At 60.0% G+C, this 24,043-nt stretch carries 25 protein-coding genes and 1 pseudogene; 16 read left to right on the top strand and 10 right to left on the bottom strand.

From position 1 onward, the window contains the following. Window positions 1-96 precede the first annotated feature (96 nt). The gene (locus ACR2TX_RS09035) at window positions 97-693 is read left to right on the top strand and encodes a TetR/AcrR family transcriptional regulator (protein ID WP_434131860.1); all 597 of its coding nucleotides are present in this window, start codon (window positions 97-99) and stop codon (window positions 691-693) included. Window positions 694-1,049: 356 nt separating this feature from the next. Here the strand turns inward: ACR2TX_RS09035 and ACR2TX_RS09030 are convergent, their stop codons facing one another. Beyond that, window positions 1,050-2,783, bottom strand: coding sequence for an FG-GAP-like repeat-containing protein (locus ACR2TX_RS09030; RefSeq protein WP_434131858.1), 1,734 nt, complete (start codon window positions 2,781-2,783; stop codon window positions 1,050-1,052). Between the two features lie 525 nt (window positions 2,784-3,308). After that, a complete protein-coding gene (locus tag ACR2TX_RS09025; RefSeq protein ID WP_434131856.1) occupies window positions 3,309-5,171 on the bottom strand; it encodes an FG-GAP-like repeat-containing protein in 1,863 nt (620 codons plus the stop codon). A 635-nt stretch (window positions 5,172-5,806) separates the two neighbouring features. Here ACR2TX_RS09025 and leuA point away from each other — a divergent pair. Next, complete coding sequence (gene leuA, locus ACR2TX_RS09020) at window positions 5,807-7,519, top strand: 2-isopropylmalate synthase (protein WP_434131854.1); 1,713 nt, start codon at window positions 5,807-5,809, stop codon at window positions 7,517-7,519. 111 nt (window positions 7,520-7,630) lie between these two features. Here leuA and ACR2TX_RS09015 read toward each other — a convergent pair whose 3' ends face one another. Both ACR2TX_RS09015 and ACR2TX_RS09010 read right to left on the bottom strand, forming a co-directional pair. Further along, window positions 7,631-7,978: a hypothetical protein gene (locus tag ACR2TX_RS09015; protein ID WP_139841056.1), complete on the bottom strand. Its 348-nt coding sequence runs from the start codon at window positions 7,976-7,978 to the stop codon at window positions 7,631-7,633. A gap of 112 nt (window positions 7,979-8,090) precedes the next feature. Beyond that, window positions 8,091-8,402: a hypothetical protein gene (locus ACR2TX_RS09010; RefSeq protein ID WP_077728724.1), complete on the bottom strand. Its 312-nt coding sequence runs from the start codon at window positions 8,400-8,402 to the stop codon at window positions 8,091-8,093. 610 nt (window positions 8,403-9,012) lie between these two features. Here ACR2TX_RS09010 and ACR2TX_RS09005 point away from each other — a divergent pair. After that, window positions 9,013-9,312, top strand: a pseudogene (locus ACR2TX_RS09005) (DsbA family protein); the annotation flags it as partial. Continuing rightward, window positions 9,260-9,667, top strand: coding sequence for a GNAT family N-acetyltransferase (locus ACR2TX_RS09000; protein ID WP_434131851.1), 408 nt, complete (start codon window positions 9,260-9,262; stop codon window positions 9,665-9,667). The pseudogene ACR2TX_RS09005 and the gene ACR2TX_RS09000, both read left to right, overlap by 53 nt. Here the strand turns inward: ACR2TX_RS09000 and ACR2TX_RS08995 are convergent. Further along, complete coding sequence (locus ACR2TX_RS08995; RefSeq protein WP_086134037.1) at window positions 9,620-11,047, bottom strand: hypothetical protein; 1,428 nt, start codon at window positions 11,045-11,047, stop codon at window positions 9,620-9,622. The genes ACR2TX_RS09000 and ACR2TX_RS08995 overlap by 48 nt on opposite strands. Before the next feature lie 229 nt (window positions 11,048-11,276). On the opposite strand from ACR2TX_RS08995, the gene ACR2TX_RS08990 reads away from it, so the two are divergent. The 4 genes from ACR2TX_RS08990 (at window position 11,277) to ACR2TX_RS08975 (ending at window position 13,993) form a co-directional block, all read left to right on the top strand. Continuing rightward, the gene (locus ACR2TX_RS08990) at window positions 11,277-12,077 is read left to right on the top strand and encodes a haloacid dehalogenase type II (protein ID WP_168175342.1); all 801 of its coding nucleotides are present in this window, start codon (window positions 11,277-11,279) and stop codon (window positions 12,075-12,077) included. 71 nt (window positions 12,078-12,148) lie between these two features. Beyond that, entirely contained in the window at window positions 12,149-12,556 is a 408-nt protein-coding gene (locus tag ACR2TX_RS08985) for a GFA family protein (RefSeq protein WP_086134036.1), read from the top strand. 85 nt (window positions 12,557-12,641) lie between these two features. Continuing rightward, window positions 12,642-13,037: an MAPEG family protein gene (locus tag ACR2TX_RS08980; protein WP_077728719.1), complete on the top strand. Its 396-nt coding sequence runs from the start codon at window positions 12,642-12,644 to the stop codon at window positions 13,035-13,037. A 5-nt stretch (window positions 13,038-13,042) separates the two neighbouring features. Beyond that, window positions 13,043-13,993 (top strand): ketopantoate reductase family protein, encoded by a 951-nt coding sequence (locus ACR2TX_RS08975; protein WP_240506935.1) that lies wholly within the window; start codon window positions 13,043-13,045, stop codon window positions 13,991-13,993. A gap of 287 nt (window positions 13,994-14,280) precedes the next feature. Here ACR2TX_RS08975 and ACR2TX_RS08970 read toward each other — a convergent pair whose 3' ends face one another. The 3 genes from ACR2TX_RS08970 to ACR2TX_RS08960 all read right to left on the bottom strand — a co-directional run bounded on the left by ACR2TX_RS08970 (window position 14,281) and on the right by ACR2TX_RS08960 (window position 17,707). Then, window positions 14,281-15,162 (bottom strand): AraC family transcriptional regulator, encoded by an 882-nt coding sequence (locus ACR2TX_RS08970; RefSeq protein ID WP_434131849.1) that lies wholly within the window; start codon window positions 15,160-15,162, stop codon window positions 14,281-14,283. Window positions 15,163-15,616: 454 nt separating this feature from the next. Next, window positions 15,617-16,981, bottom strand: a complete 1,365-nt coding sequence (locus tag ACR2TX_RS08965; RefSeq protein WP_205781039.1) for an ATP-binding protein — start codon at window positions 16,979-16,981, stop codon at window positions 15,617-15,619. Between the two features lie 6 nt (window positions 16,982-16,987). After that, window positions 16,988-17,707: a response regulator gene (locus ACR2TX_RS08960; RefSeq protein WP_077728708.1), complete on the bottom strand. Its 720-nt coding sequence runs from the start codon at window positions 17,705-17,707 to the stop codon at window positions 16,988-16,990. Between the two features lie 167 nt (window positions 17,708-17,874). On the opposite strand from ACR2TX_RS08960, the gene ACR2TX_RS08955 reads away from it, so the two are divergent. The 5 genes from ACR2TX_RS08955 (at window position 17,875) to ACR2TX_RS08935 (ending at window position 20,609) form a co-directional block, all read left to right on the top strand. Further along, window positions 17,875-19,002: a methyltransferase family protein gene (locus ACR2TX_RS08955; RefSeq protein WP_166642692.1), complete on the top strand. Its 1,128-nt coding sequence runs from the start codon at window positions 17,875-17,877 to the stop codon at window positions 19,000-19,002. 15 nt (window positions 19,003-19,017) lie between these two features. Then, window positions 19,018-19,431, top strand: coding sequence for a hypothetical protein (locus tag ACR2TX_RS08950; RefSeq protein WP_077728706.1), 414 nt, complete (start codon window positions 19,018-19,020; stop codon window positions 19,429-19,431). 103 nt (window positions 19,432-19,534) lie between these two features. Beyond that, entirely contained in the window at window positions 19,535-19,972 is a 438-nt protein-coding gene (locus ACR2TX_RS08945; RefSeq protein WP_077728705.1) for a VOC family protein, read from the top strand. Window positions 19,973-19,976: 4 nt separating this feature from the next. Beyond that, window positions 19,977-20,132: a hypothetical protein gene (locus tag ACR2TX_RS08940; protein ID WP_208110222.1), complete on the top strand. Its 156-nt coding sequence runs from the start codon at window positions 19,977-19,979 to the stop codon at window positions 20,130-20,132. 63 nt (window positions 20,133-20,195) lie between these two features. Continuing rightward, window positions 20,196-20,609 (top strand): YybH family protein, encoded by a 414-nt coding sequence (locus ACR2TX_RS08935; RefSeq protein WP_434131847.1) that lies wholly within the window; start codon window positions 20,196-20,198, stop codon window positions 20,607-20,609. 101 nt (window positions 20,610-20,710) lie between these two features. Here ACR2TX_RS08935 and ACR2TX_RS08930 read toward each other — a convergent pair whose 3' ends face one another. Next, window positions 20,711-21,304 carry an MAPEG family protein gene (locus tag ACR2TX_RS08930; RefSeq protein WP_077728702.1) on the bottom strand — a complete coding sequence of 198 codons (594 nt, stop codon included), beginning with the start codon at window positions 21,302-21,304 and terminating at the stop codon, window positions 20,711-20,713. A 152-nt stretch (window positions 21,305-21,456) separates the two neighbouring features. Then, window positions 21,457-21,894, bottom strand: a complete 438-nt coding sequence (locus ACR2TX_RS08925) for a winged helix-turn-helix transcriptional regulator (protein WP_168175341.1) — start codon at window positions 21,892-21,894, stop codon at window positions 21,457-21,459. A gap of 97 nt (window positions 21,895-21,991) precedes the next feature. On the opposite strand from ACR2TX_RS08925, the gene ACR2TX_RS08920 reads away from it, so the two are divergent. From ACR2TX_RS08920 to ACR2TX_RS08910, 3 genes are read left to right on the top strand one after another with little or no spacing between them, the layout of a single operon-like run. Beyond that, window positions 21,992-22,447 (top strand): hypothetical protein, encoded by a 456-nt coding sequence (locus ACR2TX_RS08920; protein ID WP_205780664.1) that lies wholly within the window; start codon window positions 21,992-21,994, stop codon window positions 22,445-22,447. Between the two features lie 30 nt (window positions 22,448-22,477). After that, window positions 22,478-22,813, top strand: a complete 336-nt coding sequence (locus ACR2TX_RS08915) for a TfoX/Sxy family protein (protein WP_133718821.1) — start codon at window positions 22,478-22,480, stop codon at window positions 22,811-22,813. Window positions 22,814-22,856: 43 nt separating this feature from the next. Continuing rightward, a complete protein-coding gene (locus tag ACR2TX_RS08910; RefSeq protein ID WP_077728699.1) occupies window positions 22,857-24,035 on the top strand; it encodes a methylated-DNA--[protein]-cysteine S-methyltransferase in 1,179 nt (392 codons plus the stop codon). Window positions 24,036-24,043 lie beyond the last annotated feature (8 nt).

Raw genomic sequence — 24,043 nt, 5'->3', positions numbered from 1 at the left:
GACACCCCGCTTGTGATAGATGCCCATAGTCTAAGGACCCTAGCGGCTCACTATGTGAGCCTGTACTGAACTTCGTCGCTAATCAGGAAACCTCTTATGACTCAAGACGCCACGCCTCTTACGCCCTCGGCACGCGACCGCATCCTGGAAACCGCGCAGCGGCTGTTCTACCGGCACGGCATCCGTGCCGTGGGCGTCGATCGCATCATCGCCGAGTCGGGCGTCGCCAAGATGTCGTTCTACCGCCACTTCCCGTCCAAAAAAGACCTGGTGATCGCGTTTCTCGAACGGCGCCACCGGTTCTGGATGGACTGGGTCACCCGGCGGGTTCGGGAATTGGCCGAATCCCGAACTTCGCCCAGCCTCGGCATCATCGCGGATGCCCTGAAGGAGTGGTTCTCGGAACCGGACTTTCGCGGCTGCGCGTTCATCAATACGGTCGCGGAACTGAGCGACGACTCGGCGGAAGAACGCCGGATCGCGGCGGATCACAAGCGGGAACTGCGGGATTTCGTCCGAACGATGATCCCGGAGCGGCCGGGACGCTCGGCAAACGACGCGGCGGAACTGGCTCTGCTGATCATCGACGGCGCCATCGTGCGCGCCCAAATGACGGGCAATGCTGAAGTGGCTGAGGAAGCGCGCACCTTGCTCGAATTTTTGGATGGGGAACCGCTCGGATCAACCGCTTAGAACCTACTCGAGCGCCGGAATCGGGGAGGCGACGGCTAGGGAAGTGACACCGCGGAAAACCGAGCGGCGACCAGGACGTCGGAAGAAGGACTTGGTCGGTCCGCTGAACGCCGGCTTCGAAAGAAGCGCGGCGATAGAAGGCGGCAGATCAGAACATGCCGAATCTCCCCAGCCCGAGGTGTCGTGAAAGGCTGCCATCAGAGACAATCAGCTTGCCCAATCGACGATCCGCGACGCTCGTCCCCGTCGCTGATTTCTCCCCGGAGGGGAAACGCTTTTACGGCACCCTCGATCCAGGAGAGGCTGCCAGGCGGAGAATCCATTTTCCGCCCCGCTCATCGGTAAAAAATCGTCGACTAGGGCGCGCAGTTCCGCACGGAATCCTGCTGGTCGGCAATGCAACGGTCGCCGTTGACATGGGGGCCGCCCTCGATCAGGTCATCGCCCGCGCCGCCCCAAAGGATATCGTCGCCCTCGCCGCCGTCGATCATGTCGTTACCCAGGCCTCCGCGCAGCACATCGTTGCCGTCGCCGCCGCAGATCAGGTCATCCCCGCCGCGGCCGTCGATCACATCGTTGCCAGCCAAGCCGACAATCACATCGTTGCCCGGCGTTCCCCGCAAGGCATCATTGCCCGCAGTGCCGACAATGGTCGCCGGCATGCCGAAGCACGCGGGCGAAGCGGGCGCGCTGACGAAGAGCACGGCCTGGCCCTGGAAAGCATTGCCGGCCACCGTTTGGCCCAACGCCCCCACCAGGAAGTCGGGTGCGCCATCGCCATTCACGTCGCCCGCCCCGGCTACCGCAGAACCAAACTCCGCGTTCGTTTGGGGCGTCGTATGATCGAGGGTGTGAAGGAGGGTCCCATCGGCCCCGCTGAAGACGAAGGCCTGGCCTTGTTGGCTGTTGCCGGCCACGTTCTGTCCGGGCGCGCCTACCAGGAAGTCGGATTTGCCGTCGCCGTTCACGTCCTGTGCCCCCGCTGCGGCATGGCCAAACCGGGTGCCGTCCTGGGGCGTCGGATCATCGAGGGTCAAAAGCAGGTTGCCATCGTCCCCGCTGAAGACAAAAACCCGGCCCTGAGCCACATTTCCGCCCACGGTTTGCCACGGCGCCGCCGCCAGGAGGTCGGGAATCCCATCGCCGTCGACATCCCCTGCCCCGGCCACGGCAAAGCCAAACCGGGCATCGCCTTGAGGCGTCGGGTCGTCAAGAGTATGGAGCAGACTCCCGTCGGCCCCGCTGAAGACGAAGACGTGGCCGTGAATCACGTTGCAGCACGTGACGCCTCCGGGCGCGCCTACCAGAAGGTCGGATTTGCCATCGCCGTTCACATCGCCCACTCCGGCCACCGCAGAGCCAAACTCGGCGAAGGACTGGGGCATCGGGTCATCGAGGGTCAGAAGCAGACTCCCGTCGGCTCCGCTGAAGGCGAAAGCCTGGCCTTGGTTAGTACGTCCCCCGACGTATTGCCCAGGCGCTCCCACCAGGAAGTCGGGGGTATCATCGCCGTTGATATCGCTCACCCCGGTCACGGCAAAGCCGAAATAAGCGAGTTCATCGGGTATGGGCTGGTTGACGGTATGCAGCAGTCTCCCGTCCGCTCCGTTGAATATAAAGGCCTGGCCCCGATAAGCATTTTGCGATGGCGCCCCCACCAGAAGATCGGAGCTGCCGTCGCCGTTCACATCCCCCACCCCGGCCACGGCCTGGCCGAACTCGGCCTGCATCTGAGGCACGGGATCATCGAGGGTCAGGAGGACACTGCCATCGGCTCCGCTCAGAACAAACGCCTGACCTTGGTCAACATTGCCGGCCACCGGCTGTCCCCATGCCCCGACCAAGAGATCGGGGATGCCATCGCCGTTCACGTCCCCCGCTGCGGCCACGGCCTCGCCGAACAGACCGCCTCCCGTCATGGGATTGTCGAGAGTCAGTGGTGTATACGGGGCCTCGGCGCGGGCCGAGACCAGCCAAACCCCGGCCAGCAGGCCGAGACCGTAATTCAATACCCTGGGCCGGACTCCGGCCCTGAAGGCTGCATGGAGAACCGCCGACGAGCCGGTCCTTTTTCCGTCATCGCTTTTCATACGAGTTCCTCCCTAATCGAATTGGTATAACCGAACGAAAGCCTCGGCTTTTTGGAATTCTTGCCGGGGCTCGGTGATATTGCGAAATTGATGCCACCGAGTGACAGCAGGTCGGGTCGGATGGAATCCGGATTTGGCCGTCGAGCGAAAGACGCAGGCACTTAAAGCAAGCAACTCATTGATTAACGATTAATTTTTACCGGATTCACGCACGATATGGGGCCGTGCAAGCATCGTTCTTAAAAGACTCGCTAAACGTATGGGGAAGTTTGTGGATTATCGGGTTAGGTCACACCCAGGCTCGGAATCGAGGGAAGGATGGGCCGGGAAAAGACCTTGGGTCGCCCGCCCGGTTGCCGGTTTCAAGAGAAGGGCGACGATCTGCCTGGCGTCCGAATGCCGTCCACCGCTATGCCAGACCGGAGGATGCAAAGTCCCTCCCTCGGTGGAAAAGGGTTAGTAGGTGCGGAATCGGTTTCCGACATAACCGATCTATCGGCCACGGCTTGTCGACCTATGGCGACATTACAGGTTACAGTTTTGCACGGTATCCCGGTTATCGGCGGCGCAACGATCGCCGTTGACATGAGAGCCGCCGTCGGCGATGTCGTTGCCACCGGCACCGTCCACGACATTCAGCATATCGTCCCCCTCTCCGCCCCGAAGGATATCGTTGCCTGAACCGCCGCTGGCCCGGTCTCGACCGGGGCCGCCCTCGAGCAGGTCATCGCCCGCGCCGCCCCAGAGGATATCGTTGTCCTCGCCGCCACTGAGCTTATCGTTACCCGTGCCCCCACGGAGCGTGTCGTTGCCGTCGCCGCCGCAGATCAGGTCATCGCCGCCGCGGCCGTCGATCACGTCGTGGCCGGCCAGGCCGACGATGACGTCGTTGCCCGGCGTTCCCCGCAAGACATCATTGCCCGCAGTGCCGACAATCGTCGCCGGCATGCCGAAGCACACGGGCGTCGTCGGCCGGCTGACAAAGAGCACGGCCTGACCCTGACCAGGATTGCCGTCCACGCTTTGGTTCCAGGCACCTATCAGGAGGTCGGTTTTGCCGTCGCCGTTGACATCCCCCGCGCTCGCCAGTACCTGACCGAAGTGGGCGTCATCCTTGGGCGTCGGATGGTCGAGGGTGTGCAGCAAGATGCCATCGGCCCCGCTGAAGATGAAGGCCTGCCCCTGATGTGCATTGCCGCCCACGGTTTGCCTGGGCGCTCCAACCAGGAGGTCGGATTTGCTATCGCCGTTCACATCGCCCGCGCCGGCCACGGCCGAACCGAAGTGAGCACCTTCCTGAGGCAGGGGAGTATCGAGGGTCTGAAGGAGGGTCCCATCGGCCCCGCTGAAGACAAAGGCCCGTCCCTGGTACTCGTTGCCACCCACGTCTTGCAGGTAAGCTCCCACCAGAAAGTCGGGGGTGCCATCGCCGTTCACATCGCCCGCGCCGGCCACAGCATCACCGAAGTGCGCACTTTCCTGGACTATCGGGTCATCGAGGGTGTGCAGCAGGGTGCCATCGATCCCACTCAGGACAAAGGCCCGGCCTTGGCCGCGATTGCCGGCTACAGTTTGCCCGGACGCTCCCACCAGGAGGTCGGGAACCCCGTCGCCGTTTACATCGCCCGCGCCGGCCACGGCCGAACCGAAGTGAGCACCTTCCTGAGGCAGGGGAGTATCGAGGGTCTGAAGGAGGGTCCCATCGGCCCCGCTGAAGACAAAGGCCTGGCCCTGGCCGAAATTGCCCCCCAAATCTTGCGAGGATGCCCCCACCAGGAGGTCGGAAATCCCATCGCGGTTGACATCCCCCGCACCGGCCACGGCATCGCCAAAGTAGGCGTCGTCCTGAGGCGTCGGGTTATCGAGGGTGTACACCAAGGCCCCATCGGCACCGCTGAAAATATAGGCTTGGCCCTGGTCAGCGTGGCTGCCCACATCCTGGAAGGGCGCCCCCACCAGGAGGTCGGGAATCCCGTCGCGGTTGACATCCCCAGCCCTAGCCATGGCTCGACCAAAATAGGCGACAGCCTGGGGTGTCGGGTTATTGAGAATGTGCAACAGACTGCCGTCGGCCCCGCTGAAGACAAACGCCCGGCCTTGGGCATAGTTGCCATCCGCGTTTTGCCAGGACGCCCCCACCAGGAGATCGGGAATCCCATCGCGGTTGACATCCCCCGCACCGGCCACGGCGTCGCCAAAGTAGGCGTCGTTCTGGGGCGTCGGGTTATCGAAAATAAGGGGCACATAGGGAGACTCGGCGTTAGCCGACGCCAGCCAAAATCCGACCAGGACTCCGAGACCGCGCTTCAGGACCATAAGCTGGATTCGGGCACTCAAGGCCTCGCTTGAGAGCCGCCAACGGGCCGGTCCGTTTTCCACGCTTTTCATACGAGTTACTCCCTATCTCTATGGGTATCATCGAACGAAGGCCGCGGTTTTTTTTGCGTTTTTACCGGGCATCGGTGAGTGTGCGAAATTAATGCCATCCGTGGGCGGTTGGGTCGGATCAATGGAATCCGGATTTGGCCGTCAGGCGAGGAATGCGGAGTTGGATCAATGTCACATTCGGAATGAACTTCTCTGTTCGCCGGATAGTCGCACCGCACTTGTCCTTGCAACTGCTGCCTTCAAGAAGCTTACTTCGTCACATGCAACGACTTGCGGTTCGCGGAATTCGTATTGACACCATGGCGACCGAGCTGTTAGCGTGAAGCCATGAATCGACGGCAGCCCTCCATCCCTCCTCTTCTGGCTCTTACCCCGAGCCTCGGTCTGCTGCTGCCCCGCGCGGGCAAATAACTCACCTCATTTTTTCCTTCGATCGACTGAACACCCTTCACGGGATAACTGCGTCCGTACGACGCCTTTTCCTGGAGTACGACCATGAACCACCTGACGCCCGCCCTACCCCTGCTTCGACTTCAACCCGGTTGCCGGGCCTTGCGTTCGCGGCAGCCCGGCAGCCTTTCCGTCGCCGCAATGGACACTCATCGCATCCGACGAAAACCCAGGAGTCACCGATCATGTTGAAGCAGCCGAACACCAAATACCGTTCCTTTCCCAAGGTCCGACTCGCGGACCGCACCTGGCCCGACCGGGTCGTCACCCAAGCTCCCATCTGGATGAGCACCGATCTTCGCGACGGCAATCAGGCGCTGTTCGAGCCCATGAACGCCGAGCGCAAGATGCGCCTGTTCGAGAAGCTGGTGGATATAGGCTTCAAGGAAATCGAGGTCGCCTTCCCTTCCGCCTCGCAGACCGAATTCGACTTCGTCAGGACTCTGATCGAAGGCGGACACGTCCCCGCCGACGTCACCATAGAGGTGCTCACTCAGGCCCGCGAACACCTGATCCGTCGCACCATGGAATCGCTCTACGGCGCCCGCCGGGCCATCGTCCACGTCTACAACGCGACTGCCCGGCCGTTCCGGGAAATCGTTTTCGGCATGAGCCCCGACCAGGTCATCGCGATGGCGGTTTCCAGCGTGAAGCTGGTTCGGGAACTCGCGCAGGCGCATCCGGACACCGAATGGGTGCTCGAATACAGCCCGGAAGCCTTTACCGGCACCGAACTCGAGTTCGCCCGCGACATCTGCGACGCGGTAGTGGAGGCCTGGGGCGCGACTCCGGAGCGCAAGGTCATCATCAACCTGCCGGCGACGGTGGAGATGGCGACACCCAATGTCTACGCCGACCAGATCGAATGGATGCACCGGAATCTGGCGCGGCGCGAATGCGTCGTTCTGAGCGTCCATCCCCACAACGACCGGGGCACCGCGGTCGCCGCAGCGGAACTTGCGGTCATGGCCGGGGCCGATCGTGTCGAGGGTTGTCTGTTCGGCAACGGCGAGCGGACCGGCAACGTGGACTTGGTGACTTTGGCACTCAATCTGTACACCCAGGGCATCGATCCGGGCCTCGATTTTTCGAACATCAACGAGATCGCGCGGACCGTGGAAGACTGCATCCGCTTGCCGATCCATCCGCGCCACCCTTACGTGGGCGATCTGGTATTCACGGCCTTTTCCGGCTCGCATCAGGATGCGATCAAAAAGGGCCTGGCCCATCAGCGGCCCGATACATTCTGGGAAGTGCCTTACCTTCCCATAGACCCGGCCGATTTGGGCCGTTCCTACGACGCCATCATCCGGGTCAACAGCCAGTCGGGGAAAGGCGGCATCGCCTACCTGCTCGAGTCGGCCTATGGACTGGTGCTGCCTCGCCGGCTACAGGTCGAATTCAGCGGCATGGTGCAACGGCATGCCGACGCCACCGGCGCCGAAGTCATGCCGGACGAGCTTTGGCGAATGTTCTCCGAAGAATATCTGGGACCGGCGACGACCATCCGCTATCTCGAGCATCATCTGTTCGAGCATGGAGCGGTTCAGGGAATTCGCCTGATGCTGGAGACGAACGGCCGGCGGATCACGCTGACCGGCGAAGGCAACGGTCCCATCGATGCCGTGGCTCACGCCTTCGGGGGAATGGTGCGGGTGCAATCCTATGAAGAACGTTCCATGGGACAAGGAGCCGACGCCAGAGCCGCCGCCTTCGTCGAAGTCGCGATCGACGGCATTCCCGGCATCCGCTATGGCGCCGGCATAAACGCCAACATCGTCACGGCGTCGGTGCTGGCGATCGTCAGCGCCCTGAACCGCGGCCTCAACGGCATCGAACCCGAGGCGCGGGAAGAGGTTGTCGCCATTTTGGAAAAGTCCGTGCGACAGGTCGCTTGATTCGCCGGAAACGGAACGAGACGAACGGCGTTTGTCGCGAGAGCGAAGTCCAGGGAGGGACTTCGTCAAAAAAAGGAAACCGGCAAACCAATCAGGACGCTGAGAAGCTCATCATATTCTGCGTGCCCGTGTTTCCGTCCATTGGAAGACTTCCATGACGGGACTGCGCTCGGCACGCCAAATTGAAAATCGGTGTACGGACCGATGCGCCATCACTGTTCTTTCAAGCACCGCCGCTTGCATCGCGGCTTGTTGCGATGCCGGATCAACCGAGCCGGACGTAATATCCAGATCTCCTTCCACTCGATCGAGCGCGCTGTCGTCCAGCCTTGACGATGCAATACCCGTTTCTTGCCGGGACGGCTTATCCAAGGCACGAAACTCGGATTGACCATAGGCACTGGTTATGGATGAGAGCACAAGCGATAACAGACCACCCCGTGTGAATGATTTTTTCATCCGGCTCTTCATGATTTTCTGATCGAGGTAAAAAAGCGGGGGAGCGCATGACCGCTCCCCCGCCTGGTTCTCCGGCCCTCATCAGCATTCGATATGAGCCCGAGGCTTCTCGTTATTTACCACCAATGCTCTGCTGCGTGACCGACACGATAGTCTGATCGGCGCCGCCCTTACTAAAAAGGGCTAGATTGACCGCAGTTATCGTGGTTACGGCTATGTTCTGGTTAACGTTACCAGCGTTGACCTTACCACCGTTATCTTTCTTAAACGGTATCAAAGTCCCGCCTTCGACGGCAGAGAGTTGCCCTTCGGTCATCGGTTTTAAGCTGGACACCTTACCCAACGCACGGAAGTCGTTATCGGCCATTGCAGGCCCGGCAACCATAACCGATGACAATACAGCCGCTAATGCATAAGACTTCATAATGGAACTCCTTCTCTCATGATCCAATAATTATGATGACGACGATTTGATCCCAGAGAAATCAAAGTATGCCGATTTTTCACGGAACCCTATCCAATCGGGCTCCGTAACCGAGCTGGCCCGGATTTTACGGACACTAATTCGAACTCCTTTTGCTCATCGTCCAAGTTTTCGATGGCCGCTTGATACGAGAGTTCAACGAAATTCTACGTACGCCGCTTGACGCAGCCGTTGCCCATCCGACTCGCGGCCGTCAGCTTACTGCACGCTTTCAGCCACCTGAGGAAGCTCTGAACAGTGGATTCCGTTCATGCCCCTTCGACAGGCTCAGGAGAGCGTTCGACAAGCCTGTCCTGAGCCGAGCCGAAGGGCCTATCCTGGGCCCTTCGACAAGCTCAGGACAGGCCTGTCGAAGAACTTAGAGCGTTTTTCATCCCGGTGTACGGCTTCGTGTCGGGCGGGAAGAACGTAGGTCGGCAATCCCTTGCCGACTTATCGGCTCGGCAAAGGATTGCCGACCTACCTATCGGGCGCTCTGACACCGAATCGGAAAATGCGCTCATCAGAGCTTCCCTGACAGGCGTGACTGTAATCCGGCCGCCCCGATCGGAATAAGGCGGCCTTGGCTTTAATAGCGGAACACTGCGGGCTGGAACCGGATGCCGTCATCCGAAGCACCGACGACCGCTCGTCGCAGCGGCGCGTGCTGAAAGGCGTTGTTCGCGGCCAACGGGAAGGATTGTTCGGAGTGCCCTTCTTCGTCTACGGTCCGCACCGCTACTGGGGCAATGACCGTCTCGAGTGGCTGTTGCGGGACATTGCCATCGACTTGGGTAAGAGCGTCCCCGATTCAAAAAATGATGTTTTTTCCGGTTTGTTTTCATTCGATGGCGATGTCAAAACCGATTGAATTCGACACCGAACGGCTTCGGCTACGGCAGTGGCGTATCGCCGATCTTGAACCGTTTGCGCAGCTGAACGCCGATCCGCGGGTGGCGGAAACGTTTCAACGCCCGGCCATCCGCTCCGTAAGCACTGTTTGTATCGCCTGCCCAAAGCGCGATGGGAAAGCCATGCGCAGACAAAGCTCGGGATTGATACAAATGAGTTTTAATGCCCTCCCCGATTTGGAGGAGGGCGCAAAGTGCGCCGGTCTTGCCGATAAAAGCCCGACCTTTTACGGCATGCGGCGGTTTTCACTTGGGGCCCCGGCAAATTTACGGATTGCAGTTTTGGAAAGAATTCTTCGAATTGCCCGCGCATAAGTCCCGACCGGCGCCACCGTCGATTCGATCATTGCCAGGACCGCCTAAAATGGCGTCGTTGCCCGCGTCGCCCCGAAGCGTATCGTTGCCGCCGGCACCCGAAATCGCGTCGTTTCCACCACCGCCGCCGACGATATCGTCACCCGCACCGCCACGAAGCCGGTCGTTACCCTCGCCACCACAAATCAGATCATCCCCGCCACGGCCGTCGATCGTGTCGTTGCCGCCCAAGCCGGAAATGACATCGTCGCCCGACGTGCCGCGCAACGCATCGGGGCCATCCGTTCCCTCGATCGCTCCGGCGGGTGGGGAGCCAGCGCACGGGTCCGTTGCCGAGGCTACGGCTATCCCTGACGGCTGGACAATGTGGGGATCGGTAATCGAAGTCAGCAAGACGCCGGTGCGCGCGTCATACACCTTGACATCATTGGCATAGTATTCCGAGACGTACAATTTCCCCTTGTAGGGATGCAGCGCGATCTGATCCCATCCGATCGATGCGAACGTACTGGAAACCGGAATTGAAAACAGATGCTCGGCGCCGAGTACCGCGGTAACTGCGTTATACGCAAAGACGTCGACGAGACCCTCGAAGCCGCTTCTGGCAAAGACCCGGCGTCCTGCGAAATCCACCAGGCCGGAAACGCCCTGTATACCGGATAACGGTCGTGTGTCGACCTGTTTTAGCCCGGGGATCGTGAACGACTTAATTTCAGCAGGAAAGCCATTAAGGACAAGGCCCGACGTGCCACCCGGAGCGCAAAAGACATTGTTGGGTTCATCGGAACCGAGAGACAGGCCCTCGCCCGTATCCCTCAACAGGCCCGCGCCATCGATGGTGAGGCGGCGCACCCTCCTGTCCGTATACGATACGGCCAGCACCGAGCCATCGCTGCAGACTTCGATCGAACTGGTATCAGAGCCCACGAACAAGGTATGGATCTCGGTCTGGCTGGCGATGTCGACGACCGAGATCGGTTGAGGATCAATGGAATCGCACACCAGCAGGAACTTGCCGTCCGGGCTGATCGCGAGCTCCTCGCCATGATTGGAAATGGGAATCGGGTTTGGGCCTTCGGCAAGTCGGGGTGGCAACGCGGTCAAATCGATGACGAAGACCTCGCTGTTGAAATTGGTCACAAAGCCCCGAGTCTGATCCGGCGTAATAACAACGTCACCGATACTGAAACCTGGGATTGTCGTTACCGAGCCCAACACCGTATCGGTGTCGGCATCGAATACCGTAACTGATCGTGTAGCATCATCCGCTACCATGCCGAGAGTCCTCGCGAAGAGCGAGGGGGCCTGTAAGGCCAGGACAAGAATAACGCCATTGAGCACCGTCGCCGGGCCAATCCTTGTCCCGTAATCGCTATCCATACGACTTCATCCCTGCAGGTGTGATTGAAAGGCGGTCTGCAAAATCGATTGAAGAAAAGGTGCATAATCTTGGACACACTCAGGATCGGACCATTCGTATCGGATCCAAGAATTAACGTGAAGCGCCGTATGCGCATCAGTCGGTCGACACGGACCGGACCCATCCAATTTCCACCCTTCGTTCGAGGTACCAAGAACTATGAGTTCGTCCATCACCCGGAGAAAGTTTATGCTTGCCGCGTCGTCACTCGGGCCTCTCATCCTGACCAACCCACTTTACGTCTTCGCCAAGACCGGCCGTGGTGACTCGGAAGTATCTCGCCCACGCAATGAGGCAGAGCGACGACCGCGATCGGGTGACGAGCGGAAGCCTCGCATCCTGGTCTTCGACGTCAATCAGACGATGCTGGATCTGAATGCGCTTCGGCCGCAATTCGAGCATGCGTTCGGCAACGGCGCCGCGCTGGACGAGTGGTTTTCGCTTCTTTTGCAATACTCGATGGTTGTGTCCCTGACCGACGCGTACTCCGACTTCGGATCGATCGGCAAAGCGACGCTGGACATGCTGGCTGACACCAAGGGAATCAAGCTCTCCGCCGAGGACAAGAAGCGTATTCTGCAAGGCATACTGACGCTCCCGCCCCACCCGGACATGGTCGACAGTTTGGAACGCTTGCGCGCCGCGGGCTTCCGAATGGTCACGCTGACCAATTCGAGCCCAGCGGCCGTCAAGGCACAGCTGGAAAACGCCCGGCTCACCGAGTATTTCGAGGAGTCCATCTCGGTGGACTCCATACACCGTTTCAAGCCCGATTTGCAGGTCTATCGGAGCGCAGCCGAGCATCTCAGTGCCAAGCCGAACAAACTACGGCTCATCGCCGCGCATGCCTGGGACGTGTTCGGCGCGATGCAGGCGGGATGGCACGCCGCGTTTGTCGCGCGACAGGGAATCCCCCTGTTCCCGCTGGCTCAGAAACCGGATATCGTAGCCTCCGACATGAAAGGCGTGACCGACGCGCTCCTGCGGTAAGGTCTTGCTCTACGAGCAGCTGGCACCATCACCGTTGCTCCCCTACCGAACAACCCTATCGAGGACACAGAATGATTACCGGCGGCTGCCTGTGCGGCACGATCAGATATGAAATGGATAACCCGCTTCAGTTCGCGCGTAACTGCCACTGCGCCATGTGCCGAAAATCTACCGGCGCAGCCTTCGCGACCTGGGGCTATGTCGAAGTCCAAAATTTTCGGTGGGTCCAGGGGGAGGAGTTCTTGGGACACTACCCGTCGTCTCCCGAGATCACGCGAACTTTCTGCGAGGTGTGCGGTTCGACCCTGCAGTTTCTTGCCATGCGGGCTTCGGCGGCAGCTTTCGGTTTGGCATTGGGCACGGTCGACAGCGATCCCGGCTGCAAACCCATGCGTCATGTGATGGTCGGTTCCAAGGCGCCATGGTTTGACATCACCGATCATTTGCCGCAATCCATGCTGGCTGCGCCGGATGACTAATTAGCCGGCATTCCGTGCTCCGACCTAAAAAGGACATACCACAGTACGTCCGTTCTAAACCAGGCAGTTCGACGCCCTCAGGAGAATCCAGCTTCATGAACACCTATCTGGTCTTCTCGTCGTCTTATACTTTCTGCTGAGTGTTCATGTCTCCGGGCGTCAGGGGGCTAGCAAAACGCTCATCGGCATGGATGCCGATCCGTCGAGCCCCCTCAACAAGGCCATTCGCGCGCATGGCAATGCCGCGGAGTACGTGCCCCTGTTGATCGTTCTTTTTCTTTACTTCAATACCGTTGGCGCCGGCGCATGGGTCGAGTGGACGGTAGTCGCCCTCACCCTCTGCCGAGTGCTTCATGCGGCGGGCATGCTGATGTCCGCCGATCTCAACCGGCCCCATCCGCTTCGCATCATCGGAGCCTTGGGTACTTACCTCGGCGGTTTCGCCCTCGGAATCGCTCTCTTGCTTAGCACAGCATCGTGAAAGAAATGAAAATAGCCATCATCGGAATCGGCGGGGTGGGCGGGTATTACGGCGGCAAGCTGGCCCGGTTTTACGCGGCTGGAAATGATCCCGAGATCGTGTTCGTCGCCAGGGGCGAGAACTTGAGGGCGATCCAGGCTCACGGCCTTCGTCTGACTACCGAAAACGAAAGCTTTACCTCGCGGCCTCACGTGGCCACCGACGATCCGTCCGAGCTTGGGGTCTTCGATTTAGTCCTGTTTTGCGTCAAATCCTACGATCTCGAATCCAGCGCGCATTCCCTCAAAGGCAATGTCGACGAACGGACCACGATCATCACGCTGCTCAACGGCGTCGACAACGCCGAACGCTTGAAAGCGATTCTCCCCGAAGCGCGCATTTGCAACGGTTGCGTCTACATCGGCGCCCGCCTCGCTGCCCCAGGCGTAGTCCACCAGGCCGGAGGATCGTGCAAACTGTTTTTCGGCCCGGAGAGCGCAACAGCCGGAGATTTCGAAGCGATCGAAGCGCTCCTGCGGAAAGCGGACATCAAGGCCGAGTACCGGCGGGACATCGACGCCGTGGTCTGGGAAAAATATCTGTTCGTTTCGCCTTTCGCGAGCGCGACGGCCTATTTCGACAAAACTCTCGGCGAACTCATGGACGACGACGAAAGCAAGGCGGTCCTGATCAGACTATACGAAGAACTCGAACGCGCCGCACGGGCGAAAGGCGTTCGTCTCCCGCTCGACATCCGGGAGCTCTCGCTGGGCAAGGCCGCATCGTTTCCCCATGGTGCGAAATCGTCCATGCACATGGACTTCGAAAAAGGCGGGCGGACCGAATTGGAAACGATGACGGGAGCCGTGGTCGGAATGGCGCGCCAGTACGGAATTCCCGCGCCGCTCCACGAACAGGTCTATCGCGCCTTGTCGGCGCGTGCGGAACGGTTCGTCCAGAAAAGCGAACCGGCGTGAATGCGCTTCAGCTCATAGGATGCGCTGAGGTACGACAAATCGGCAGGGCGAGGCGCAACGCGACGAGCGGGCAGGCCAGGGACGGGCTGCCCCGGACTCGCGAGCGAAGCGGGACAGCGTAGCGTGGCGAGGCCAATTTGCACGGCGGAGCCGCCCGCAGGGTGCCGGATAGGGAGGTCCGGCATGAACCGCATCGATCGCGAACAATGCCTGTCCTGAGCCCAGTCGAAGGGCCTATCCTGAGCCCGGTCGAAGGGGGCTTCCCTTCGTTCAGCGCATCCTGTGAGCTAATAAATGGGCAGAAATACGTCAGTAACAGCCTCGCCTTCCGACACATCCGGAAAGAACCGGATTCGTTGCAAGAACATCGGAAAATCTCTCGGTTCTTCTCCGCTTTGCGGCAACCATTCGGAATAAAGGTATCGGATGGTATCTCGAAGGGTGTCATCGGAGCCGATGTGCCGCAACACCGCGCATCTGCCTCCGGGAATGGTTTTGCTCACTATCCGGACTTCGTTGTTGGCGAGGTCGTGAACGGTTGCTGCACATATGTCGATACGATAATCCTCAGGGGCGATTTCTGCCGGGTCGTTGTAGAGAATGTTGAATGTGGCACTAACCTTTGGCGAGAGATGATTCTGCTTTCGCCATTCGATGAATTTCCGTATTGAGTTACCGATCAGTTGTGGGTCGCCACGATGTTCAAGCGCGGCGACCTTGGTTTCATTGAAGGTGACGATTTTGACCTGCTCGCCGTTCGTTATCGATTTCATGTGATTGCTCCTTAGTTCGCTCAATCGTTGATAGGTCGCGTACCAAGGATTCCACTGCGGCTGACGCCTGAATTCGGAAGGTGACTGCCCGATGCTCTTTTTGAATGCGCGAGAGAACGACTCTGGCCCTTTGTAGCCACTGGCCAAAGCTATGTCGATGACTTGGCGGTGGCTGCGAAATGCTAGCTGATAAGAGGCTCGTTTCAAGCGACAAAGTTGAACATACTCGTATACACCGATCCCGAAGAGTTCAGAGAACTGCCGGTGGAAATGATATTTCGAGAAGGCCGCAACACCGCTGAGTATTTCCACGGAAAGTTCGTCCTCCAGGTGGTTATCAATGTATTCAAGCACCTTCCGGAACCGAGCGTGGACCTTCGCTGTGTTAGTGTTCAAAGAAACGTCTCCTTGGCGTTCAGGAGACTATCGTTCCAAGAACGAAGGGGCATAACAGATCTTGCGGAGCTAACGTTTTTGTTGACACATAATCGGGATAGGGCGATGCCTTACGGCACCGCTCCTCCCACACCACCGGGCATACGGGTCAGGTACCACGGCGGTTCGATGAATAACGGCCATCTCATGCTGCCAGCTCCGGCAGCCCCAGGTTAAGGAAGGTACGGCGCGGTAAGGCCAGCGTCAAAGCGGGCGTCTTGCTAAGCCGCCAGGGGCCATGCGCCGATTTACTGGTGTTCCAGGCTTCCCGGACGCTGACCCCGCATCTTCTCAGTTCGCGGTAACCCGCTCTTCCCCATTGCTTCCACTGATAGTAGCCGTAGGCGAATCCGGTTATCGAGCCGTTGTCGGCAAAGGGTTGCCGACCTACAACATCTGTAATCGCCGATGTCAGTCAGGGGCCGGCAAAAACCGGGGACGACACCTTGGGCAAAGTCACCTTCACCAGCAAGCCGCCGCCCGGTCGGTCGGCCAGGGCAATTTCGCCGCCGTGGCGGCGCACGACCATGCGGGCGATGGTGAGCCCCAGCCCGGTGCCGCCGGTTTTGCGGCTGCGCGAGGCTTCCAGGCGGAAGAACGGGACGAAAACCCGATCCCTCATCGCGTCGGGAATTCCGGGTCCGCGGTCGCCGATGGTGATCTCGATGCAGTCGCCGCTATCGATCAGCACCACGTCCGCTGCTCGCCCGTAGGTCAGGGCATTGTCGATGAGGTTGGCGAAGGCGCGGCGCAGCGACACCGGGCGGCCCGAATATTTCAGATGCAAGGGGCCTTCGCAGGAAACAGGCTTTCCGGCGTCGGCGAAATCGTCGCATAGGCTTTGCAGCAGTACCGACAGATCGAGAACGGTCGGAGGTTCCGCCGCCGAATCGTCGCGGGCGAAGGACAAGCTCGCTGTCAGCATCGATTCCATCTCGTCCAGGTCGGCGGCCGCTTTCCGGCGTTGAGCGGGGTCTACTATCAATTCCGTGCGGAATCTCAGCCGGGTCAGTGCGGTTCTCACATCGTGGGAAATGGCGCCCAGCATTAAAGTACGGTCTTCGATCAGGCGGCGGATGCGGTTTTGCATGTCGTTGAAAGCCGCCGCGGCCTGGCGGATTTCGCTGGGGCCGGTCTCGCTCATGGGCGGGACATCCACATTGGCGCCGAGCCGTTGCGCGGCAAGGGCGAACCGGGCCAGTGGAGCGGTCACCTTGCGCGCGGCCCATAGCCCCAACGCCATGATGCCGAATAATGACACGCCGATTGCCAGCACCAGCCGCAAGGTCGAAAGCGCGCCGACACGCTCGGTTGCCATCGAGAACTGCACCCAGGTGCCATCCGACAGCGCCACCCAAACGTGCAGAGGGCCCGGTGCCGGCATCATCCAGTCCAATGCCGGCCGCTGCGCGCCGGCCGGATACCCGGCCTCGACCCGCTCTAGCCCGTAAGACTCCGAAAGAACGCGGACATCGCGCGCCAGATGGTGGGTCATCGCGTCTTGAGCCATGGCGGGCGGCGTTTCTCCGGGCCGCCAGGCAACCGACAGGCCCGGTTCGCTCAAGGCGGGAATCAAGGCCGGCCGGGAATCGGGGGACACCCGATTCAGCACCGAGGCGACGACGGCGGTACGGTGCAGGTTTCGGAAAGTCTCGTTCCATCCCTTGCCGTGGAACAGATCCAGCATGAAGATCGACAGGCTTGCCAACATGGTGAGAGCAAGCCCAGCGACGAGCAGCCCAACGATCCTGCCGGCGATGCTGTCGGGCCAGAGTCTCATTGGGTCTCACTTCTCGCGAAGGACACGGGGCACGAACAAATAACCGCCGCCGCGCACGGTCTTGATCAGCGTCGGGTCGTTGGGATCGGCCTCGATCTTGCGGCGCAGCCGGCTCAGCTGTACGTCGATGCTGCGGTCGTACGGGCCGGCAATGCGTCCTTTGGTCAAGTCCAGCAACTGGTCGCGGCTCAAGACGCGTTGCGGATGTTCCGCGAAGGCAGCCAAGAGATCGAACTCGCCGCTCGTCAGCGGCATCAGCACGCCCTCCGGTGAATGCAGTTCCCGCTTGGCGAGGTCGAGCCGCCAGCCGTCGAAGACCAATGTCTTGGCTCCGTCGGACGCATGGCTCGGCGCTCCACCGGTACGCCGCAGCACCGCCTTGATGCGGGCCAGGAGTTCGCGCGGGCTGAACGGCTTCACCACGTAGTCGTCGGCGCCCATTTCCAGCCCGACGATGCGGTCGGTCTCCTCGGCGAGCGCGGTGAGCATGATCACCGGCAGATTCGACGTCGCCCGCAGCCGGCGGCAGAGCGCGAGGCCGTCGTCGCCCGGCAACATCAAATCCAGCACCACCAGATCGAAGCGCGCGACATCCATGGCTCTCGCCATGGCGTGTCCATCCGCCGCCGCATCCACTCGATAACCATGCCGTGCGAGAAACCCGGACAACAATTGGCGGAGTTCGCGGTCGTCGTCTACGATCAGAATACGCGGAGACTTCGACATGGGCGGATTGTCAGACATCCTTCACAACATTCCAGAAAAACTTTGTAACTTTCGGTAACAGATGGCGCAAATGAAATCGGCCGTTACAAATCTGCCACTCGGCGAAACCGTTCCGTAACCGATCGGGATTATCGTGTTATCCAACTCAAATGGAGAGGTCCCAAGCAATGAACGCCCCGTCTCGACCCGAGAATTCCACTACCCCAAAACGGCTGCTGAAGCCGACCGCATGGATCGTTTACCTGGTCATCGGTTTCGAAATCCTGTTCATGATCAGTCCGGCCGCCCTCTATTTTTACTCCTTGTACGGGCCGGCCTTGAATGTTCTCAACCGTTGGGAAGCCACGGCCTGGCTGACCCAGTTCTTTCTGCCCCATATTTCGACGACCCGGAGTCCGGTTCTCAACGCGCTGCCCTGGATCGGCGGGGTCTTCGCAGTGATCGGAGCGGCATGGTTCCTGGCCTCGGCGGGCCAGCTCTATTGGAACAAGTTCCGCCAAAAAGGACTGGTCACGACGGGCCTGTATGCCTTCAGCCGTCACCCGCAATATACCGCGCTGGCGCTGCTTGGACTGGGCACCCTGCTGATGTGGCCGCGCTTTCTCGTCTTGATCGCATACGTGGCGATGCTGTTCATGTATCGCTATCTCGCCGCCCTGGAAGAGCGGCGCTGCGAAGCGGAGTTCGGCCAAGCCTACCGGGATTACCAAGCCCGCACCCCGCCGATTCTGCCTTTCATTCCGCATTCCGCGGATCGCGGCGGACATCCCCGGATCGGACTCGGTGCATTGGGCGCCGTCGCGAGCATCATCGCTGCCTTGCTCATCGGATTCGGTTTGCGGGAATATACGCTATCGGAAATCACGGCGGTTTACCCAAACCGCGCCGCCGTGTTGTCGCCTGCTCCGCTCAGCGAGGAGGAACTGCTCGCGGCCTATCGTACCGCACTCAAGAACTCAGAGGTTCCGCAGCTGCTGGCGCGCTTTGGCGCGGATCCGCTGGTGGTCCATGTGGTACCTCGGGATTGGCACCTGGCCGACTTGCCGATCGACCTCGAGCCGGGGCGAGGAGGCCACCACACGCCGGCGAACTTCGACAGACGTTACTACAAGATCCTGTTCAGCCAAGCGCGCATCCATGAGAAGCGCGCGGCCGGGACGGACATCGTTCGATCGGCCTATGGTGTCGATCCGTTGCTGTTGGTCGAAGTCGACATCGCCGCCGGCAAGGTTACCGCCATCGAAACGCCCCCTGCCCACGTCGTGTGGGGCGATATTCCGACCCCTTTGTTTTAATCACGGAGATTCGTTATGAGGTTGCATCGTCTTGCAAGGTTCGTTGTCACGGCTGCGCTTGCGGCTATCGCGTCCGCTTGCGCCGACAAATCCTTGGTCGGCACGGCAGGAAACGGCGACATTGCGACAGTCAAGGTGTCCGGAGCAAGACAAGACATATCGGCCTCACATCCAAGCCTGTTCGACCTCTACGTCTCGGGAGACGGCAATACCGTTCGGGTGCCTTCCGGGAGCGCCATCAGGACATTGTGGGTTAGCGGAGTCAATCACAGGATTACCGTTTTATCCGGTGCGACCGTGCAATCCATCCAGATATCCGGAGTCGGAACGTCCATACGTCTGCCCGAGAACATCCATGTCGCCGTGAGCAGCAGCGGGGTGGCTGGCCGGGTTGTCGATGACACTGATGGTACGGGGCTCGACGATTAGCCTCCGCGCATTTGGAAAGAGGGAGGGGACCGGCAAACATCACGCACGCACTGAAAAAGAACCATTTTGGACAATCTGAACCCATTTCGCGAAGGAGATAGAGATGACCGTTAAACCGATTCCCGACGGCTTTCATACCGTGACGCCTTTTGTAGTCGTGGAAGGCGTCCCCCGGCTGATCGAATTCCTCAAGACCGCATTCGGAGCCATCGAGTGCATCAGAATTCATGACGCCGAGGGGCGCGTCATGCATGCCGAGGTCAAAATCGGAGATTCGATCGTGATGATGGGCGAGGCGATGGAACGACGTCCTTGTATACCGGCACTGCTTCATCTCTATGTACCCGACACGGATGCGACCTATCGCGCGGCACTGGATGCCGGTGCGACGTCGTTCATGGCACCGGGCGATCAGTTCTGGGGCGACCGTATGGCAGGCGTCCAAGACCCGGCCGGCAACCACTGGCTGATAGCGACCCATGTGGAGGATGTCGAGCCATCCGAGATCGCCCGGCGGGCGCTGGCTTTCAAGAAGGAATGAAACGATGGTCTACCAAGGTAGCTGCCACTGTGGAATTCATACCTTTGGCGAAGGCACCGACCCCTCGGGCCGCGCCATGGCGGCCATCAATGCCCGCTGTCTCGAAGGCATCGATTGGTCACGAGTTTCGACCAAGCACTTCGACGGGCGCAGCCTCTGACCGTGTCGTCCGGCGAGGAGCGACAGCGATCAGGCAGACCGCTTTTAAAGCAAGGAACCATTCATGACACGCGACGAGCAATCCATACGCGAACTGATAACGACCTGGCATCGCGCTACCGCATCCGGCCAGGTGTCCGAGATTCTGCCCCTCATGTCGGAAGACGTCGTTTTCCTGGTCGCAGGGCAAGCTCCGATGTGCGGCCGGCAGGCATTCGAACAAGGCTTTCGCAACGTGCTGCAAACCCACCGCCTGCATGTCGAGGGCGAGATTCGGGAGATCGAGATCTCGGAAAATTGGGTCTATTGCTGGAGCTGCCTATCGGTTACCGTGACGCCCCGAAACGGGGGGGTTCCGGTACAGCGGACCGGCGACACGCTAACCATTCTCCGCAAGGGAGCTGATGGGGCTTGGAGGGTTTTTCGCGACGCCAACCTGCTGGCCGTCGCGGCGTCCGAGAAGACCGATGATGCTTAACCCGGCGTGGCTCGGAAAACATGAACGTAAAAGAGCGGCCTTGTCCTTGTGGCGGCGCTCACTCCGGTTCGGCGCGTATTTCTACATCGTGCCCAGTTGGTTCATATGCTCTGTGCCGCAAATCGAGTCCAGATGACCGTAAGCGTGATGAACCCGGCAAAAAATGCGGCAAACCGGACCGGCACGTAATTAAAGCCGATATGGATAACCGCATGGGCATAGCGCGTTGCCACGAAAATCCAGGCCAAAGCAACCTGCACATTGTCGAACTTGCCGGTCGTCAACATGAACAAACAGACAACATAGAAAAGGACGGGGAGTTCCAGGAGGTTCATATACGCTCTGGCAGGACGTTCAATCCATTCGGCGGGCACTGGCGCAGTCGACGCATAAGTCCGGAAGTAACGCTCCGATGCCGTGCCACGGATGAATGCAAGGTTTCTGTATACGACCATCAGTACCGTCACCATGGCTGTAAGGCCGGCAAGCGCAACAACTGGCTTAATCAACATGCCGGGATTCAGGTGGACATCCGCAGTAGCGGGCGTCATCCGAATAGCCGCCACCAGCATCGCAACGAATAGTGCGACGATAATGCCGACCATAATGTATGTTCTAACCAGTGTATCCGTGGGGATTTTCTCAACTGTCCAATCAGTCTGAAGGTGTCCGTGCCGTTTGGAAGGGCTGGTCATAGTGTCTCTCCTTGCTGCGGGTCGGGATAGTTTCGGGGCGCATCGCTGCACGCTTCGAGGCGCCCCAAGCTTAAATACTTGTATTATGCAAGCGCTGTACTTTCGCACATGGCATTGCCTTTGCCAAGTGCCGGCTTGGCTCGGGAGACGGTTCAGGCCAAGTGCTCGGCTTCCCAGCGTTCCAGCTTCTCCAGAACTTTCCTGACAAATTCGTCGCGGTTCCCCTCCAACTGACCGGCGACGTCGGGCGGAATCTTGGCAGTGCCCACATGCTCATCGGACCATTTGACGATTTCGATCATGACATGGATCAGCGACTTGCCGGATGGCGTCAGGTAGTACAGCTTGCGGGTCTTGCTTTCCGGGTGCGCGACGGATTTGACCAGGCCGGCCTGAACCAGGCGGCGAAGCCGGTCGGCCAGGATATTGGTGGAAATTCCTTCGAAGGAATTGAGGAGATCTTTGTATTCGTGCAGGTTGCGGAACATCAGGTCGCGGACGATCAAGAGCGTCCATCGATCACCGATAAGGTCCAGGGCATGGGCCAGCGGACAGGGCGAGCTGTCGCTATGGCATAACAGTTTGGGCAAGACAAATCTCCAGAACAACGCTTGCGTTACGCAAGCGTTTGCAGTAGTTTCTAAAATGCTTTTGATAAACAAGTATTTTAAGCTTTGGAGGAATTCCATGACGAAAAAGTTTCTGTTGGCCGTGCTGGCTTATGTCGCCCTCTCGTTCGCCATCGGCGCCCCCTGGCACTTCATTCTGTTCAAGGATGTGTACCACGAGTTGGGCATATACAACCGTGCCGAACCGATCATCCCCCTCGGTCTACTTTCGATGTTCGTCCAGGGCGCGATCATCGCCCTGCTGTACCCGTACTTCGGCTGCGAAAAGACGCCGATTCGCTCAGGGCTGGCTTTCGGCGGCCTCATGGGCTTGTTCCTGTTCAGCGTGTCGACCTTGGCGAACGCGGCGAAAATCCAGGTCTCTTCCATCGAACTCTGGCTGACGGTTCAGAGCACCTTTCACCTGATCCAATTCGCCGCCGCGGGGGCAGCTATCGGCTGGATATACGGCAGCGACTTCAAACATGCCGGTCGATCCCAAGCTCCGGTGCGAGCCGCCGGTACCGTCCGATAATGCTGAACCGGACTTTTGGAGGAACTGATCATGGCTTGCGATCCGGGCTTGTCGCAGCGCTTGGAGGAAATGCTCGCCGAGCGTGCCGGCTTCGAGGCCAAGAACATGTTCGGCGGCATCGGCTGGCTGCTGCACGGCAACATGTGTGTCGGCATTTATCGATCATGGCTGATCGTCCGGGTGGGCGAACATACGGCCCGCCGGCTTTTCGAGGAAACCCATGTCAAACCGATGGATATCACCGGAAAGCCCATGAAAGGCTGGGCCATGATCTCCGACGAAGGGCTGGCGGAAGATCGTCAACTTCAGCATTATGTCGACTTGGCTATCGAATTCGTTACCGGCCTGCCCCCAAAAAATCCGTGATGGTGATATGAACCGTCCGCATCGATCCGGAGGACCAATCCCCATGAAGCCGTCCGACTACTGCATCTTCGACACCCCGCTCGGTCCTTGCGGAATCGCCTGGCGCAACGGCTGGACCAAAGGCGCCCCGCCGGCAGTGACTTCGTTTCAGCTTCCCGACCACACGGCGCAAGCGACGGAAGCGAGGCTCGCACGGGAATCCGGCGCGCGCCCGGCTAGCGCTCCGCCGCCCGCGATCGCGGCCATTATCGAGCGAATTCGCAGGCACTTCGAGGGAGAGGCCGAGGATTTTCGGGACATCGATGTCGACCTCGACGGCGTGGGACCCTTTGCACGGGAAGTGTATGAAGCCGCTCGTGCCATTCCGGCCGGGCGAACCATGACATACGGCGAGATCGCGGAAGCCCTGGCGCGCCCCGGTGCGGCGAGGGCCGTCGGCCAGGCTCTGGGGAAAAACCCGATCCCCCTGATCATCCCCTGCCACCGGGTACTGGCGGCCGGCGGCAAGCCCGGCGGATTTTCGGCGCCGGGCGGACTGGCGACCAAATCCCGGATGCTGGCCGCCGAAGGAGTCGCTTGGGCTCTGCCGCCGACACTCAAGTCGGCACAAGATCTCCGGCGTGCGGCGGCGCGCCTTAAAGCCCTCGATCCCCGCCTGGTCGATTGCTTGTCCCGGCCCATCGCATTCAAGCCGAATGCCGAACACTCTCCCTATGCGGCGCTGCTAAGCGCGATCGTTTACCAACAACTGACGCCCAAGGCGGCAGCCACCATCCTGAACCGGGTGAAGGGACTTTATCCGGGGACGACGATTCCGGAACCCGGCGAACTCCTGAACACCCCCGACGAGGCTTTGCGGGAGGCGGGCCTGTCGAAAGCGAAAACCGCCGCGCTGAAGGATCTGGCGGCCAAGACTCTGGACGGTACCGTACCGACGGCAAGGGCCATCGTTGCGCTGCACGACGACGAGATCGTGCAACGGCTGATCTCGATTCGAGGCGTCGGGCGGTGGACGGTGGAGATGCTGCTCATCTTCAATCTTGGCCGGACGGACGTCTTTCCGGTCGACGACTACGCGCTCCGAAAAGGTATCGCGAGAGTCTACGGGATGCCGGAAGTCCCCTCCCCCAGCCAGCTCATTTCTCTGGGGGAGCGTTGGCGACCCTATCGCACGGTGGCCTCGCTTTACCTCTGGAATGTCGTCAATGCCGAAGTCTTTTGAACAAGAGT

This window comes from Methylocaldum sp. GT1BB (assembly GCF_051027545.1).
In the GTDB taxonomy this organism is placed as follows: Bacteria; Pseudomonadota; Gammaproteobacteria; order Methylococcales; family Methylococcaceae; genus Methylocaldum.
The sequence above is the reverse complement of the archived record's forward strand: the minus strand, read 5'-3'. Positions and strand labels throughout refer to the sequence as shown.